Annotated in this window: 17 protein-coding genes and 1 tRNA gene; 16 read left to right on the top strand and 2 right to left on the bottom strand. The window is 47.1% G+C overall.

The annotated features are described in order from the left end of the window. Positions 1-8: 8 nt before the first annotated feature. The 15 genes from R7O13_RS19560 to R7O13_RS19490 are packed head-to-tail and all read left to right on the top strand — an operon-like array spanning position 9 to position 13,717. Complete coding sequence (locus R7O13_RS19560; RefSeq protein WP_005382278.1) at positions 9-269, top strand: phosphopantetheine-binding protein; 261 nt, start codon at positions 9-11, stop codon at positions 267-269. A gap of 15 nt (positions 270-284) precedes the next feature. Beyond that, positions 285-542, top strand: coding sequence for an acyl carrier protein (locus R7O13_RS19555; RefSeq protein ID WP_005382279.1), 258 nt, complete (start codon positions 285-287; stop codon positions 540-542). Beyond that, positions 542-1,102: a hypothetical protein gene (locus tag R7O13_RS19550; protein WP_225461877.1), complete on the top strand. Its 561-nt coding sequence runs from the start codon at positions 542-544 to the stop codon at positions 1,100-1,102. The genes R7O13_RS19555 and R7O13_RS19550 overlap by 1 nt, the downstream gene beginning before the upstream one ends. A 4-nt stretch (positions 1,103-1,106) precedes the next feature. Next, on the top strand, positions 1,107-2,507 hold the full coding sequence (locus tag R7O13_RS19545) for an AMP-binding protein (protein ID WP_318304509.1): 1,401 nt from the start codon (positions 1,107-1,109) through the stop codon (positions 2,505-2,507). Between the two features lie 10 nt (positions 2,508-2,517). Continuing rightward, positions 2,518-2,886, top strand: a complete 369-nt coding sequence (locus R7O13_RS19540; RefSeq protein WP_182039296.1) for a 3-hydroxyacyl-ACP dehydratase — start codon at positions 2,518-2,520, stop codon at positions 2,884-2,886. After that, on the top strand, positions 2,879-4,585 hold the full coding sequence (locus R7O13_RS19535) for a glycosyltransferase family 2 protein (protein WP_182039297.1): 1,707 nt from the start codon (positions 2,879-2,881) through the stop codon (positions 4,583-4,585). Before R7O13_RS19540 ends, R7O13_RS19535 begins: the two co-directional genes overlap by 8 nt. Beyond that, positions 4,569-6,122, top strand: coding sequence for an HAL/PAL/TAL family ammonia-lyase (locus R7O13_RS19530; protein ID WP_213893654.1), 1,554 nt, complete (start codon positions 4,569-4,571; stop codon positions 6,120-6,122). Before R7O13_RS19535 ends, R7O13_RS19530 begins: the two co-directional genes overlap by 17 nt. Continuing rightward, positions 6,122-6,568, top strand: a complete 447-nt coding sequence (locus R7O13_RS19525; RefSeq protein ID WP_213893653.1) for an acyl-CoA thioesterase — start codon at positions 6,122-6,124, stop codon at positions 6,566-6,568. The genes R7O13_RS19530 and R7O13_RS19525 overlap by 1 nt, the downstream gene beginning before the upstream one ends. After that, a complete protein-coding gene (locus tag R7O13_RS19520; protein ID WP_017634795.1) occupies positions 6,568-7,188 on the top strand; it encodes a LolA family protein in 621 nt (206 codons plus the stop codon). The genes R7O13_RS19525 and R7O13_RS19520 overlap by 1 nt, the downstream gene beginning before the upstream one ends. After that, the gene (locus R7O13_RS19515) at positions 7,160-9,502 is read left to right on the top strand and encodes an MMPL family transporter (RefSeq protein WP_318304504.1); all 2,343 of its coding nucleotides are present in this window, start codon (positions 7,160-7,162) and stop codon (positions 9,500-9,502) included. The genes R7O13_RS19520 and R7O13_RS19515 overlap by 29 nt, the downstream gene beginning before the upstream one ends. Next, a complete protein-coding gene (locus R7O13_RS19510; RefSeq protein WP_318057861.1) occupies positions 9,499-10,110 on the top strand; it encodes a DUF3261 domain-containing protein in 612 nt (203 codons plus the stop codon). Before R7O13_RS19515 ends, R7O13_RS19510 begins: the two co-directional genes overlap by 4 nt. Before the next feature lie 20 nt (positions 10,111-10,130). Continuing rightward, a complete protein-coding gene (locus tag R7O13_RS19505) occupies positions 10,131-11,318 on the top strand; it encodes a beta-ketoacyl-[acyl-carrier-protein] synthase family protein (protein WP_318304500.1) in 1,188 nt (395 codons plus the stop codon). Next, a complete protein-coding gene (locus tag R7O13_RS19500; RefSeq protein WP_017634799.1) occupies positions 11,311-11,775 on the top strand; it encodes a hotdog family protein in 465 nt (154 codons plus the stop codon). Before R7O13_RS19505 ends, R7O13_RS19500 begins: the two co-directional genes overlap by 8 nt. Then, the gene (gene fabG, locus R7O13_RS19495; protein ID WP_005388326.1) at positions 11,772-12,497 is read left to right on the top strand and encodes a 3-oxoacyl-ACP reductase FabG; all 726 of its coding nucleotides are present in this window, start codon (positions 11,772-11,774) and stop codon (positions 12,495-12,497) included. The genes R7O13_RS19500 and fabG overlap by 4 nt, the downstream gene beginning before the upstream one ends. Further along, positions 12,494-13,717 carry a beta-ketoacyl-ACP synthase gene (locus tag R7O13_RS19490; protein ID WP_021485418.1) on the top strand — a complete coding sequence of 408 codons (1,224 nt, stop codon included), beginning with the start codon at positions 12,494-12,496 and terminating at the stop codon, positions 13,715-13,717. Before fabG ends, R7O13_RS19490 begins: the two co-directional genes overlap by 4 nt. Positions 13,718-13,902: 185 nt before the next feature. Here the strand turns inward: R7O13_RS19490 and R7O13_RS19485 are convergent. Then, positions 13,903-13,979, bottom strand: a tRNA-Arg gene (locus R7O13_RS19485). A 203-nt stretch (positions 13,980-14,182) separates the two neighbouring features. Between R7O13_RS19485 and folD the strand changes: the two genes are divergently transcribed. Next, positions 14,183-15,043, top strand: coding sequence for a bifunctional methylenetetrahydrofolate dehydrogenase/methenyltetrahydrofolate cyclohydrolase FolD (folD, locus tag R7O13_RS19480; protein WP_005382297.1), 861 nt, complete (start codon positions 14,183-14,185; stop codon positions 15,041-15,043). A 68-nt stretch (positions 15,044-15,111) separates the two neighbouring features. On the opposite strand, the gene R7O13_RS19475 is transcribed toward folD, so the two are convergent. Then, positions 15,112-16,311, bottom strand: coding sequence for a NupC/NupG family nucleoside CNT transporter (locus R7O13_RS19475; RefSeq protein ID WP_005382298.1), 1,200 nt, complete (start codon positions 16,309-16,311; stop codon positions 15,112-15,114). Positions 16,312-16,339: the final 28 nt, after the last annotated feature.

Here is a 16,339-nt window from a genome sequence, read left to right as displayed (position 1 = left end):
AGGTCCCAGTGGAACAGTTACACAACGACATTAAGCAACTTATTATTGATGCTTTAAACCTTGAAGATTTAACCGTAGATGATATTGAAACGGATGCACCACTTTTTGGTGATGGACTTGGCTTAGATTCTATCGACGCGCTTGAGCTTGGACTCGCAATAAAAAAACAATACAACATCGTTATTGATGCCGACGACTCAAATACGCGCGAACACTTTGCGTCTGTAGCAAATCTAGCGAAATACGTTTCTTCTCAAACTAATGAATAAGTTGTAGGTATATTCATGACTGATGTAAATAAAGATCAAGTATTTGAACAAGTTAAAGATGCGCTTGTTGAGCTGTTCGAAATTGACGCAGCCGACATTCAATCAGATGCGCACTTATACCAAGATCTCGATCTTGATAGCATTGACGCCGTTGATTTGGTCGTACACCTACAGAATGTCACTGGCAAAAAAATCAAGCCAGCAGAGTTTAGTGCAGTAAGAACCGTTGACGATGTGGTTAACGCTGTCACTGAGTTATTGAAGGAAAGTTAATGCGCCAATTGCTGACTGGTCTGTCTGCAATTGTACTGTTTGCCTACCCCTTCGCCGTCTATTTCGGTATAGATAAATTTGGCTTGAACTTAGTTGGGGGCTTGTTAATTGCTGCGTTACTTTTGCGTGTTTTCGTCGCAAATAAGACCCCACTAAAAGAGTTTAAGTTCTTGGCGCTCGTTACGGGCGCTGTTGGCATTGTCCTAATTACGCTTGGCATGGTGTTTAAACAACATGGGTGGCTTCAGTTTTACCCTGTCGTTGTCAATGTATGTATGCTGTGTGTATTTGGACTGAGCTTAAAACAGCCGCAATCGATCATAGAGAGGCTTGCTCGCTTGCAAGAACCCGACCTTCCGGCTAGTGGCGTGGCTTACACTCGCAAAGTGACGATGGTTTGGTGCGTTTTTTTTGTACTGAATGCCGCTTTCGCGCTCTATACCTGTTTCCTACCAGTAAAAATATGGACGCTTTATAACGGCCTCATCAGCTACTTACTTGCTGGTGGCTTGTTCGCTGGAGAATGGATCGTGCGTCAATTTGTTCGAAAGGAACACTAATCGTATGAATACAACGTATTCGAGCTTTACCTCCCTAGCGACCTTGTTCATAGCAGAGAGGTCTGAGCAATCCCCAGTCTCTTACGATCGCGATACGGTTATCACGTGGGGTGATTTCCAGCAGCACGTCGCAACACTTGCTCAGCAGTTAGAAACCCAACCAACGCAAAACATTGCGTTGTGTTTTGGCAACAGCTACCTGTTTGCCGTTGGCTTTTTTGCTTGTTGTTATGCAGGAAAATCCATTGTATTACCTGGTAATTACCAACCAGAAGCACTCAAAGAGCTCAGTGGGCACTACGATTTGTTGCTGCATGATGCCGATGTCTCGGTTCCAGAGCTCGTGAGCTCGCTTTTGATCGAAGCTCAATCATTGCTAGAAACCACCGTGATTAACGAGCCAGAGGCCAAACAACCTTATTTTTGGCGTGAATTAAACCTAGCGGAAATACCGGTAACGCTATTCACTTCGGGTTCAAGCGGCACACCAAAAGCCATTGCAAAAACGCTGAAACAGCTCGATATCGAAGTTGCTATTCTAGATAACCTGTGGGGCGACACGGTTGCCAGCACACGCATTGAAAGCACCGTTTCTCATCAACACATTTACGGCTTGCTGTTCCGCGTATTGTGGCCTTTGTGCTCTGCACGTCCATTTTCAGCACACAACCTTGAGTTCCCAGAGCAAATTGTCCATCACGCTGATGCTGACACCACGCTAGTAAGCAGCCCTGCGTTACTAAAACGACTCAGTGAAGAGCACAATCCGGTTGCGATTCGGTGCGTATTTTCTTCTGGTGGTCCCTTGCCAAACCAAGCCGCGCAGCACAGCCAGCTGTTGTTTGGGTCACTTCCTATTGAGGTTTTTGGCAGCACAGAAACCGGCGGCATCGCTTACCGTCAGCAGCACGAAGCCAGTACTCCCTGGACGTTATTCCCTGGTGTTGAAGCCGAGCTTAACCATGAAAATTGTTTAAAGCTCCGCTCGCCACACATTGATGAAAACACTTGGTACCAAACTGCGGATGAATGCTATTTCCATGATAGTATTTCTTTTGAATTGCGTGGACGCACTGACCGAATCGTCAAAGTCGAAGAAAAGCGTATTTCCCTTGTCGAGGTGGAAAAACGTTTAGAGCAATTGCCGTGGGTTCAAGAAAGCGTGGTGATCCCAATGGAAGAATCTGGTCGCCTCACGTTAGTCTCGATCATCGTACTTAACGATCAAGGCAGCGATGTGCTTAATGAACTTGGTAAAGGCAAATTTTGGCTTGAGCTTCGCAAGGCACTGCGTAATTGGCTAGAACCGATCGCTATCCCGAGAAAATTCCGAGTGGTCGACGAAATTCCATTGAACAGCCAAGGCAAACGCCAAGTTGCTGAAATTGAAAAACTATTCCAATAAAGCTAGTAACATGGAAAAAAGAAAACCAACTATTCAGAATATTGAAGTGAGTGACCACACCACAGAGCTGTCGCTGCGAGTGGATGCTGACATCTTAGATTTCCAAGGTCATTTCAATCACTTCCCTCTTTTACCCGGCGTCACTCAAATTGATTGGGCGCTGTTCTACGCCGTTCAACATTTGAATACTCCCAAGGTATTTAAAGGAATGGAAGTCATCAAATTTCAAGAGCCGATTCTGCCAAACGCCGACGTTTGCCTCTCACTCTCTTGGGACAATGAGCGCGAGAAATTGACCTTTAAGTACACATCGACAAACGGTGAAACCTTGGTGACTCACTCGTCAGGAAAAATGAAACTGGGTGAGTCACGTGAGTGATTATCGCCCCTGCTTTTTAATTCCTTGCTACAACCACGGCAGCACAATTGCAGACGTGGTGGCATCGTTATCCTCTTTCGCTTTGCCAGTGCTGGTCGTGGACGACGGCAGCAATGAAGACACCAAACAAGCGCTTTCTGCTTTGAGTGAACAAGGGCTGATAAAACTGATTAGTTTGAGTGAAAACCAAGGCAAAGGTGGCGCGGTGATGGCAGGCCTACATCAAGCTCACCAACTTGGTTTTACGCACACCATTCAAATCGACGCAGACGGTCAACACGACCTAGAAGCATTGCCGAAATTGCTCAGCGCCAGCGAAACAAAACCAGATAACCTGATTTCGGGCCAACCGATATACGACGAGAGCGTACCTAAATCCCGTTTGTATGGTCGCTACGCTACGCACGTGTGGGTGTGGATAGAAACCTTGTCACTGTCTATCAAAGACAGCATGTGCGGTTTTCGCGCCTACCCAGTGGCGAAAACGGTCGCCGTGTTGAACAAGTACAGTATCGGCAAACGCATGGATTTTGATATCGAAATTCTAGTGCGAATGTACTGGGAAGGCGTCGACATTGATTTTGTTCCAACGCGCGTGATCTACCCTGAAGGTGGCATTTCCCACTTCGACGCATTGTGGGATAACGTCAAGATAAGCTGGATGCACACTCGCCTATTTTTTGGCATGTTGCCGCGCATTCCTTCGCTACTCGCCAGAAAGCGCCAAAACACAGATGACAGTAATGCCCACTGGTCGAAACGAAAAGAACAAGGCACGATTTTAGGCATCAAAACCTTACTCGCGGTTTACCGCTTGTTCGGCAGAAAAGCGTTTGACCTGATTTTAAAGTTAGTCATGCGCTACTACCACTTCACGGGTAAATCTGCCCGTGAAGCGTCTGAGATTTACCTGCAAAACTTGCAGTACTACGCAACGCAGCAGAGCATCGCACTACCAAAACAGTTGGACAGCTATCATCATCTGCTTTCTTTTGGGCGAACCATGCTCGACAAACTGGCAGCATGGCAAGGTGACTTTAACGTCGATAACCTAACCATTCACGGCCAGCATCATTTCGAAGAGATGGCGCAGAAAAAACAAGGCGTACTCATTTTAGGCTCGCACCTTGGCAATATCGAACTCTGCCGTGCGCTTGGTCGTCGACACTCTCATGTCAAAATCAATGCCTTGGTATTTACCCAACACGCTGAACAATTTAATGCGGTAATGAAGGCGGTAAACCCAAATTCGGAACTGAATCTGATTCAAGTCAGCTCAATGGGACCAGACACCGCGATTCTGCTTCAACAAAAAATCGAGCAAGGCGAATGGGTGGTGATCGTTGGCGATCGCACTTCCACCAGCAAAGAAAATCGTGTCGTTTGGGCAGATTTTCTTGGTAAACCTGCACCATTCCCGCAAGGCCCATTCATGCTAGCCTCGGTATTAAAAGCGCCGGTTTACTTACTCTTCGGCCTACGCGACGATGAAGCGAACACTCCGCATTTTAATGTGTACTTTGAACACTTTAGTGACCAAATCACGCTACCGCGCAAGGAGCGTCAGCAGGCACTAGAACACGTTGTTCAACAGTACGCACAAAGATTAGAACACCACACACTGCAAGCGCCGTTACAGTGGTACAACTTTTTTAACTTCTGGACTTTAAGTAATCAGCCACATGACAAACAACAATAATCACAACATCACTTTTGGTGCCCAATCTTTAACCATCGAAGATGTCGTTGCCATTGCTCAAGGTGCAAAGGCAAACATGAACACCTCGCCAGAATTTACCGCGAAAATTGATCGTGGCGTGGCGTTTCTCGAACGATTACTGAAAGAAGAAGGCGTTATTTACGGCGTGACTACGGGTTACGGCGATTCATGTACTGTGGCGATTCCACCCGCTCTTGTGGATGAACTTCCGTTGCACCTTACACGCTTCCATGGTTGTGGCTTAGGTCAAATCCTTTCTCATGAGCAAGCTCGCGCGGTGTTGGCAACACGTTTATGTTCATTGTCGCAAGGCGTATCTGGCGTGTCTCACGATCTGTTAAACCAAATCGTTACGCTTATCAATCACGACATTGCGCCGCGTATTCCACAAGAAGGCTCGGTGGGCGCAAGCGGCGATTTAACGCCTCTTTCTTACCTAGCGGCGACCTTGATTGGCGAGCGTGAAGTGCTTTACAAAGGCGATGTGCGACCAACACAAGAAGTGTTCGCAGAGCTGGGCATTGAGCCAATTTGCCTAAAACCAAAAGAAGGTTTGGCGTTAATGAACGGTACATCCGTGATGACGGCCCTCGCCTGTCTTGCCTACAAACGTGCAGAATACCTAGCGCAGCTTTGCACCAAGATTACCGCAATGGTCTCTGTAGGTATGCAAGGTAACGATTTCCACTTTGATGAAGCGTTGTTTGCGGTAAAACCTCACCCTGGTCAACAGCAAGTTGCAGCTTGGCTGCGTGATGATCTCAATGCTGAGCGTCCGCCACGCAATAGCGACCGACTGCAAGATCGCTACTCGCTGCGTTGCGCGCCACACGTAATTGGCATGGTGCAAGACTCCCTGCCTTGGCTACGTCAATTGATTGAGAATGAACTAAATAGTGCCAACGACAATCCAATCATCGATGGCGACAACGAGCGCGTTCTGCATGGTGGTCACTTCTACGGTGGTCATATCGCAATGGCGATGGATACGTTGAAAGTGAACATTGCCAACTTAGCTGATTTGCTGGACCGTCAGATGGCGCAACTGATGGATTACAAGTTCAATAACGGCCTGCCGTTTAACTTAACCGGTGCAGAAGGCGAGCGTAAACCGATCAACCACGGCTTTAAAGCGGTTCAGATTGGTATCTCAGCTTGGACGGCAGAGGCGTTGAAAAACACCATGCCAGCAAGCGTTTTTTCTCGCTCAACCGAATGTCACAACCAAGACAAAGTGAGCATGGGCACCATTGCGGCTCGTGATTGCTTACGCGTACTTGAGTTAACAGAGCAAGTTGCTGCGGCTTCACTCCTAGCAAGCGTTCAAGCGGTTGAGATTCGTCGCCGTCATAACGAATTGGACGAACACCACATGAGTCAGAGTTTGCGAGTAATTCGTGACGCCGTACTGAGCGAGTTTGAATTTGTGATTGAAGATCGCCCATTGGAACAAGATTTGCGTCATTTCATTGAACGCATTCAGCAACGTCATTGGCCACTCTACGCGGAGGTATAATGCAAGAGCAGGTTCTCTACCCATTAGAAGCGGAGGTGACTATGGTCACCTCATTCCAAGATGCTGACCCGATGGGCGTGATTTATCACGGCAACTTCTTTCGGTATTTTGAAGAAGCGCGTCGTGTGCTGATGGAGAAGATTCAATACAGCTATCGCGATATGCAAGACTCTGGGTATATGTGGCCGATCATCGACACGCGCGTTAAATACGTCAAGGCGATTCCGTTTAATCACACCATTCGTATTACCGCGCAACTCACTGAGTGGGAAAACCGCTTGCGTGTGGATTACGTGATTTACGACGCCGAAACGAATCAACGTATGTCCAAAGCGCATACAACGCAAGTCGCCGTATCCATTGAAAAGCAAGAGATGTGCTTTGTGTCTCCAGCAGTCTTTTTAGATAAAGTAGAGCAATGGCACAACCATGGGAGCCTGAACTAATGCAAAAGTGGTTACTCTCTTTTTTGTTGATATTTTCTGTTCCAGCACTGGCCACACCGACAGCAAACGTAACGGATTTGGCATCGCTTCAACAGCAGTTGTCTCAGCATGAAATCGTACGCGGAGATTTTACGCAGCAGCGTCATCTGGAAATGTTTAGTCAACCTTTAACCTCTAAAGGTCAGTTCACACTGAGCAAAACACATGGCTTGTTGTGGCAACAAACTGAACCTTTCGCAGTCAATTTGGTATTGACGGAAAACAAACTTCGTCAGACTTTTGCCGACCAAGCTCCGAAAACGATTTCTGCTGAAGAAAACCCAATGGCGTTCTACTTTAGCCATGTGTTTTTATCCGTGTTCCACGGGGATACTTCTGCACTGCAAGAACAATTCACACTCGATTTTTCAGTTGAGAACAATCAATGGCAGCTCGTTTTAGTGCCAAAACAGTCGCCATTAAATGCGGTGTTTCAATCCATCACTCTTTCCGGTAAAACGCACATTGATCGCCTAACCCTACAAGAGCTGCGTGGCGATAAGACCGAAATCACGTTTACGAACCAGACCTCTCTACCTCAGGAACTCACGGATGCCGAAGACGCTCAATTCCGTTTCTAAACTCAGTCTCGGCACTCACACCTTTGCGATTGTTTGGCTCAATCTCGTTGTTTTAGCGGGCGCGTTGCTACTCAAACAATGGGTTTGGAGTGCAGAATCTCCGATTGAGACCAACATTTTAAAACTGCTGCCGAAGAACCAACAAAACCCGGTGGCTGAGCAAGCCTTTGAGTCGGTCTCGGCAAGTATGAGCGACAAAGTCATTTTCGTGATCACAGCGCCGGACAAAAATGCCCTTTTTGCAGCGGCCGCTGAATTTGATAAGGGGTTACGCCAAAGTAATCATTTTCGCGATGTGGTAGGGAAAATCTCACCTCAAGAACAGCAAGCTTGGGCAAGTTACTACTTTAAGCACCGCTTCCAACTGCTAACACCTGAACAACGAGAGCGTTTAAGCCAAAATCCAGAACAGCAAGTGCAGCATGTGATTCAGTCTCTGTATAACCCGTTTTCTGGGGTGACCGGGCAAGAGTTACAAAATGACCCTTTCTTGCTATTTCGTGATTATTTAAGCCAAGTTACCCAGCAATCGTCCTCTTTCCGATTGGATAACGGCTATCTATCCGTCGAAAAAGACGGTGCTCAATACTTGCTTATTACTGCCGAGCTAAAAGACTCACCTTATAGCCTAACTGGGCAGCTTGCCGTCCCTGACATTCAAGCGCTAGAACAAAGCGTCGCGCAGAAATATGGCGCTGAAGTCGCACATACTGGCGTTCTATTTTACGCCGACTTTGGTACGCAAAGTGCAAAATCGGAGATCAGCACCATCGGTGTATTCTCTCTGCTCGGTATCATTGCATTGTTCGTATTGGTCTTTCGTAGTGTGGTTCCACTGTCTCTGGCACTGCTTTCCATCACCATTGGTTTGCTCGTTGCGTTGTCAGTTACGACGTGGATTTTTGGAAAAGTCCATCTATTCAGCTTAGTGTTTGGCGCAAGTTTAATCGGTGTGTCTATCGACTACGCATTCCACTACCTAACGGAACGTCTTGCGGCGGGAAATGAATGGGATAGCGAGCAAGGGTTAAAGCATATTTTCATCGCTATCACACTTGGTTTAATCACCAGTTTGATCGGCTATTTGGGCATGTTAGTGGCACCTTTTCCTGGTTTGCAGCAGCTTGCGCTGTTTTCATCCATTGGTCTGATTGCCGCTTACATCACCGTGGTGGCTTGGTATCCGATACTGGCTCGTAACCCATCGCGCACCATTTCGACTTTACCGGGACAATCATTGTTGGCGAAATGGTTAACGCTTTGGAATCAACCTCGAATTAAAGTCGGATTACCGATGTTATGTGTGGTTGCGAGTGGCTTTTTCTTGCTGCAATTGAACTACGATGACGACATTCGTCTGCTGCAAACGATGCCGAACGATCTCAAGCAGCAAGAAACCTTGATTACGACGCTCAGTGGCATGCAATCTTCGCAGCAAATGTTGGTCGTTACCGCCGACGATGACGAAAACCTAATGAAAAAGCTAGAGTCTTTGACACCAACTTTAGAAGCGTGGAAAGCGGACAGCACCATCGAAAGCTACCAGAGCCTGAGCCGCTACTTGAGCTCAGTGGAACGTCAGCAACAAGACTATCAATTGATTCGCGATCTTTACGCAACACAATCCAGCCCACTTGCATCCGGACTGCGCTTAAATAAAAAGCCGAAAATGGACGCCGACTTTATCCCTGTTACGGTTGAACAGTACTTGCAAAACCCGGTATCAGCGCCTGTACGTTTTCTTCATTTGGGTAAAATTAAAGGAAGATCGGCAACGGTTGTGGTGTTAAACCAATTGCAAGACTCCGCTGTTGTTAAGGCATTTGCCAAATCACAGTCTGATGTTGTTTACCTAAACAAAGCTGAAGAAATATCCGCCCTATTTGGTGAATACCGAATCAAAATCATGGAGCTATTGGTAGCCGCCAGTGCTGTGATCTTTCTGGTATTAATCAAGCGGTACGGTCTGCAACACAGTTGGCGAGTTTTACTGCCATCATTGATTGCTTGCGCGTGTGGTCTGGCAACTGCTGTCGCGATGGGAACAACATTAAACCTGTTCAACTTGCTTGGCTTGGTGCTCATTCTTGGTATAGGGATCGATTACACTCTGTTCTTTGCCGAGAAAGCGCGCAGTGTGAGCACACTATTGGCGATCACCCTTTCGGCAATAACCACTGTGCTGTCATTTGGGTTGCTGTCACTCAGCCAAACTCACGCGATTCACAGTTTCGGCATTACGGTGTTAAGTGGTATTTTTGTCGCTTGGTTGCTCTCTCCGATTGCAATTAAAACAGAGGAAACGACGTCATGATTTTCAATCACGCCTTTCGCTACGCGACGTTCATCACACTGAGCCTGTTTTTAAGTGCATGCAGCTTGGTCCCTCACCAATCGACGCCTCAGGTCGACATTGACGAGCACACCCAAGTTAGCTTGCCCACTCCCGCAAGCTTGGGCTATCAGTTGTCTGCCAGTCAGTTAATTACGGCTTCTTGGGCAATAGATGGTAAAACCAAATCTGAGCAACTTCCGGTACAACTGCAAGTGACCAACAACGAAGTGGTGTTGGCAGGCTTTTCATCCTGGGGGACAAGAGTACTCTCACTGTCTTACGATGGAGAACAAATTCAAACCGAAGTGCTCAACGGTTTACAAGGTTCGCTACCGCAGCCAGAACAGGTATTATTTAACCTGATGATCACGCTCTGGCCGAGTTCCGCTTGGGAAGGATCGTTAAATGAGGTAAGGTGGCGAATTATTGATAAAAATAATTCTCGCGCCATCTTTGATAGCGACGGTGAAAAGATCATTGAGATTCAATACAGCTCTTCTAACAAGTTAGAGGGTAAGATTGATTTTCATCACCTCAAACATCAGTTTTCAATTTCTATTCAAACACTGCAACATCAGATTAATTAAGAACAATTTAGAATAACAATATGCCTATTCGCTCTTCTCAACCTTTGTATATTCAGGCCTGTGGCTTTAACTCTGCCATGGGACAAGATGATGCGCTCATCCACCAGTGTTTATCGGGAGCGAAGCCATCCAACATGGTGGTTGACCGAGATATTTTAAATTCAGGCCGCCAAACAGTAATCGGTCGAATCGCACAGACGTTACCGCAATTACCACCCGCACTCAGCCAGTTTGATACGAGAAACAACCGCCTCGCACTTTCGGCTTTGCAGCAAATCGAAGGCGACGTGCGTGACGCCATTGCTAAATATGGTCGTGACCGTATCGCAGTCGTGATCGGCACCAGCACATCTGGCATTTCAGATGGCGAAATCGCATTTGGTGAAAAGCTGGCAAAGGGTAATTTTCCTGCCGACTACCATTACACCAAACAAGAGCTTGGCAACTGCAGCGATTTTATTGCCGCCTACTTTGATTTGAGCGGCCCACATTACTCAGTTTCAACCGCCTGTTCTTCTAGTGGCCGTGTCTTTTTAACCGCGCAACGCCTGATTCGCTCTGGCATTGTTGATGCGGTTATTGTGGGTGGTGTGGATACCATTTGTCGCCTCACACTAAACGGCTTTAACGGTTTAGAAGCTCTATCCGATACCCTTTGTAAGCCGTTTGACCAACATCGCAACGGCATCAATATCGGTGAAACCGCAGCATTAATGTTGCTAAGCAAAACACCTGCGCCCGTTGCTCTTCTCGGAGCTGGCGACAGCTCAGACGCACACCATATTTCCGCACCACATCCAGAAGGGTTAGGCGCAGAAGAAGCGATGAAAAAAGCGTTGGCCAATGCAGGACTTACAGCGCAAGACATTGGTTACATCAACGCGCATGGCACAGCAACGCCGTTAAACGATGCGATGGAAAGCAAAGCCATTCATCGCTGCTTTGGTGACTCCGTTCCCGTAAGCTCGACAAAGCCACTTACCGGACACACATTAGGCGCAGCAAGTGCAACGGAAGCCGCGATCGCTTGGCATATTCTCAAGTACAACCTTGATTTGCCAATACAACACTGCGAAACCAAAGCAGACGATATCCATATATCGTTAGTTGAGACGCCAACCAAACTGGGTAACAAAGCGATTCTCAGCAACTCTTTTGCTTTTGGTGGCAATAATATTAGTCTTATTTTTGGTTACGCTCATGACTAAACTTCCTCCCATCGAACAACTTTTGCCACACGACAAACCAATGATCTTGGTCGATCGTGCTTTGGATGTTCAACAAGATACGATTCACTGCCAGGTTGATATCGCAGAACACAACCCGTTCTTCGACTCGGCCTCTCAAACTGTGCCAGCTTACGTTGGCATTGAGTTTATGGCGCAATCTGTCGCGGCGTGGTCTGGTTACCACGCATTAATGAAAGAACAAGCGCCACCGATTGGCTTTTTGCTTGGTAGCCGTCGATACACGTCTGAATGCGATACGTTTTCTCGCGGACAGGTGCTCGATGTGTATGCTGAAAAAGTTATGGAAGATAACGGTATGGCGGTTTTTTCAGCCCGTATTGAGCTACAAGGAACTGTTGTAGCGACTTGCCAATTGAACGTTTACGTTCCATCAGAAGAAAAATTACAAGAAATGAAAATCAGGAGTCAACAATGACCCGACAAGTCCTCGTTACAGGTGCCAGCAAAGGCATCGGTAAAGCCATTGCCGTTCAATTAGCCAAAGATGGTTTCCAAGTCATTGTCCATTACATGGGCGATCAACAAGGCGCGCAAGACACCCTAAACACCATCGAACAGCATGGTGGTAGCGGTCGTCTTATCCAATTCGACATCAGTGACCGTGCAGATTGTCGTGAGAAGCTAGAAGCCGATATCGCCGAACACGGCGCTTACTATGGCGTAGTAAACAACGCTGGCATCACAAAAGATACCGCTTTCCCTGCGATGACCGAAGAAGAATGGGATGGTGTGATTCATACCAACTTAGACAGCTTCTACAACGTTCTTCACCCTTGTGTTATGCCAATGGTGCAAAAGCGCAAAGGCGGCCGAATTGTTACCCTTGCATCAGTCTCTGGCCTAATGGGGAATCGTGGTCAAACTAACTACAGCGCAGCGAAAGCGGGCGTAATTGGTGCAACAAAATCACTCGCGCTTGAACTGGCAAAACGCAAAATCACCGTCAACTGCGTTGCTCCAGGGCTTATCGACACAGGCATGGTAGACGAACACGTGAAAGAACATGCGATGCCGCAAATTCCTTTGCGCCGCATGGGAGAGCCAGAAGAAGTTGCTGGTTTAGTCAGTTACCTTATGTCTGACATCGCAGGCTATGTAACTCGCCAAGTCATTTCGGTAAACGGAGGCCTAGTATGAACCGTCGAGTCGTTGTAACCGGAATGTCGGGCGTGACTGCGTTTGGTAACAATTGGCAATCTGTCGAGCCAAAACTGCGTGACTGCCAGAACGCGACGCAATACATGCCTTCTTACGAACAGTATGATGGTTTGAACACCAAGCTCGCGGCACCAATTTTAGATTTTGAACTGCCAAAGCACTACAAGCGCAAGCAAGTACGCGGCATGGGGCGTGTTTCTAAATTGGCGACCGTCGCAACAGAAAACGCACTGAGCCAAGCAGGTTTGATTGGTAACGACGTACTCACCAATGGTCAAACGGGTATCGCATACGGCTCATCAACAGGCAGTACTGACGCAATCGGCGCATTTGGTGTCATGCTGAATGAGAAAACCACTAAAGCGATCACCGCAACGACTTACGTGCAGATGATGCCGCATACCACGGCAGTGAACGTTGGTCTATTTTTCGGTTTGAAAGGCCGAGTGATCCCAACCAGCAGTGCATGTACCTCTGGCAGCCAAGCAATCGGCTACGCCTACGAAGCGATCAAGCACGGCTACCAAACGGTCATGGTTGCTGGTGGCGCTGAAGAATTGTGCCCAACGGAATCCGCTGTCTTCGATACCCTTTTTGCCACCAGTCTAAAGAATGAAGACCCGAAAAGCACACCAAGACCTTATGACTCCGATCGCGATGGTTTGGTGATTGGTGAAGGTGCGGGAACGCTAGTTCTGGAAGAGTACGAACACGCCGTCGCTCGTGGCGCGAAAATCTATGCAGAAATCATCGGTTTTGCCAGCAACTGTGATGCCGCACACGTCACTCAACCACAGATGGAAACCATGCAAATCTGTATGGAAATGGCTTTGCAAAACGCGGGGATTCCTGCTGAGAAGATCGACTATGTATCTGCTCACGGCACTGCCACCGACCGCGGCGATATTGCGGAAAGCAACGCAACAGCGAATGCTCTGGGCAAAGTGCCAATAAGTTCACTCAAGAGCTACTTTGGCCACACACTAGGCGCCTGTGGCGCGATTGAAGCGTGGCTAGGTTTAGAAATGATGCACACAGGTTGGTTTAACCCAACGCTCAACCTAGAAAACCTCGACGAGCAATGTGGCGATTTAGACTACATCGCTGGACAAGGTCGAGAGCTGGACGTGAAATATTTGATGAGTAACAACTTCGCCTTTGGCGGCATCAACACCTCCATCATCTTTAAAAAGATGTAATTCCCTTAATAAATGCAAAAGCGCTGGTTAACCAGCGCTTTTTTGTTGGTGGCTATCCAGATTGCTAGAAATTGCAATGGCTAGAATGCCATTCAAAAGTTGTAGATAGAGTGGCAATTACAGCCAAAAACCTAAAAACGACAAAGCCCCGACAACTCAAAGAGTTATCGGGGCTTTTGAATAAATGGCACGCCCTATTGGATTCGAACCAATGACCACATCCTTAGAAGGGACGTGCTCTATCCAGCTGAGCTAAGGGCGCGCTACAGGGACAGGATTATACGAGTTCAAACGGGTAAATCAACGGGTTTTCATAACATTCTGATCTGAATGCCTAAAAAAAGTCCATTAAAACGCTTAATGTTCAAAAACACCACAAAGCAAACGTTTGCGTATGGATGTTGATAAGAAATTCTGCGACAATGCGCCGCAGATAATCTGCCTTCTTAATTTATAAGGAAAGTCATGACTGCTCAAAATATAGACGGAACTCTCATTTCCCAAACTGTTCGATCCGAAGTGGCTGCACGTGTTAAAGCACGTGTTGAAGCTGGGCTACGTGCTCCTGGTTTAGCAGTGGTTCTAGTTGGTGAAGATCCTGCTTCTCAGGTTTATGTCGGTAGCAAACGCCGCGCATGTGAAGAAGTTGGGTTTGTTTCTAAGTCTTTTGACCTTCCTGCGTCTAGCTCAGAAGAAGAGTTACTAGCGCTGATTGATGAATTAAACAACGATGATGAAATTGACGGCATTCTAGTGCAATTACCCCTTCCTGCGGGCATAGACACAACACATGTTTTAGAGCGCATTCACCCAGAGAAGGACGTGGATGGCTTCCACCCTTATAACGTTGGCCGTCTTGCGCAACGTATTCCAAAGCTTCGCTCTTGCACGCCAAAGGGCATCATTACCCTACTCGACCGTTACAACATTGAGCTACGTGGTAAACATGCGGTTGTGGTTGGCGCATCAAACATTGTTGGTCGTCCAATGACACTTGAGCTGCTGCTTGCGGGCTGCACAACAACAACATGTCACCGTTTTACCAAAGACCTAGAGAGTCATGTGCGTCAAGCTGACGTTGTCGTGGTTGCGGTTGGTAAGCCTAACTTCATCCCTGGTGAGTGGATTAAAAAAGGCGCAGTGGTGGTCGATGTCGGTATTAACCGTCTTGATTCAGGCAAACTAGTTGGTGACGTGGAATACGACAAAGCACGTGAAAGTGCGAGCTTTATTACTCCTGTTCCTGGTGGTGTTGGCCCAATGACCGTCGCAAGTTTAATTGAGAACACAATGCTCGCTTGCGAACAGTTCCACACAGACAAATAATGTAAAACTTCAGATACGAAAAAGGCTCCGCAAGGAGCCTTTTTGCTAATTGTTGATATCTATTTCAATTACAGACTTAAAATCACGCCCGCAATCGAAGCGCTCATTAAGTTCGCCATGACACCAGCGATAATCGCACGGAAACCATGCTTAGAAACAAATGCACGCTTTTCTGGTACCAATGAGCCCAACCCACCAATCAGCATCGCCATGCTTGAGATGTTTGCAAAGCCACACAAAGCAAACGTCACGATTGCTTGTGAGTGTTCACTAAGTTGAGACTTCACTTCTGCAAGCTGGATGAAAGCGACGAACTCATTCACCACAATCTTGTTACCAATCAGCGAGCCTGCTGTGGTTGCTTCTTGCCATGGTATACCCAACAACCAAGCGACTGGCGCAAACACAAAACCTAGGATGAGCTCAAAACTTAATGGTGTCCCAATAAGATCACCTATCCAGCCTAACATGCCGTTTAGCATTGCAATGACACTAATAAACGCCAGTAACGTACCACCGACCGATACAGCAATGCGTACACCCGCCATGGCACCATCGGCTAATGCTTCTACTACGTTGGTTGCACGTGGAATTTCAACTTGGCTAATGTCGATATCTGCTGCTTTATCCGTATCTTCTGGCATTAAAATTTTTGCCATCAACAAGCCGGCAGGTGCTGACATAAATGCAGCAGCAATAAGATAGTTGAGGTCGACACCCAGTGATGCGTAACCAACCAACGTTCCGCCAGCAACTGACGCTAAACCACCTGTCATAACTGCAAAGAACTGCGAGTCAGTCATGTGTTTTAGGTAAGGCTTTACCATTAATGGTGCTTCAATGGTGCCAACAAAGATATTCGCCGTAGCAGACAAAGACTCAGCACGACCGATACCCAGCAGCTTTTGAATACCACCACCGATAAAGTTAATGATTTTTGGCATCACACCAATGTGATAAAGACCTGAGATAAGAGAGGAGAAGAAAACGATGATACCCAGAACATTGATCGCAAAGGTGAAGCCCCCTGTCGCCAAATTACCGAATAAAAACGCAATGCCCTCTTGACCATAGTTGATCAAATTCGACACAACACTGCTCACTGAATTCAGCGCATCTCGTCCTGCTGGTACATATAAAACCAACAACGCAAACAGTACCTGCAAAGCAAACGCAAACGACACCGTTCTCAGCTTTATATTTTTTCTATTTGTAGAAAGTAGCCATGCTAGGAATAGTATGGCTACGATACCAATAATTGAGTTCATAAAATGAATCCGACAGAAGGGGGATATG

This window comes from Vibrio sp. Y176, from assembly GCF_033438945.1.
Note: the sequence above shows the minus strand (reverse complement) of the source record. Positions and strands in the feature narration are given on the sequence as shown.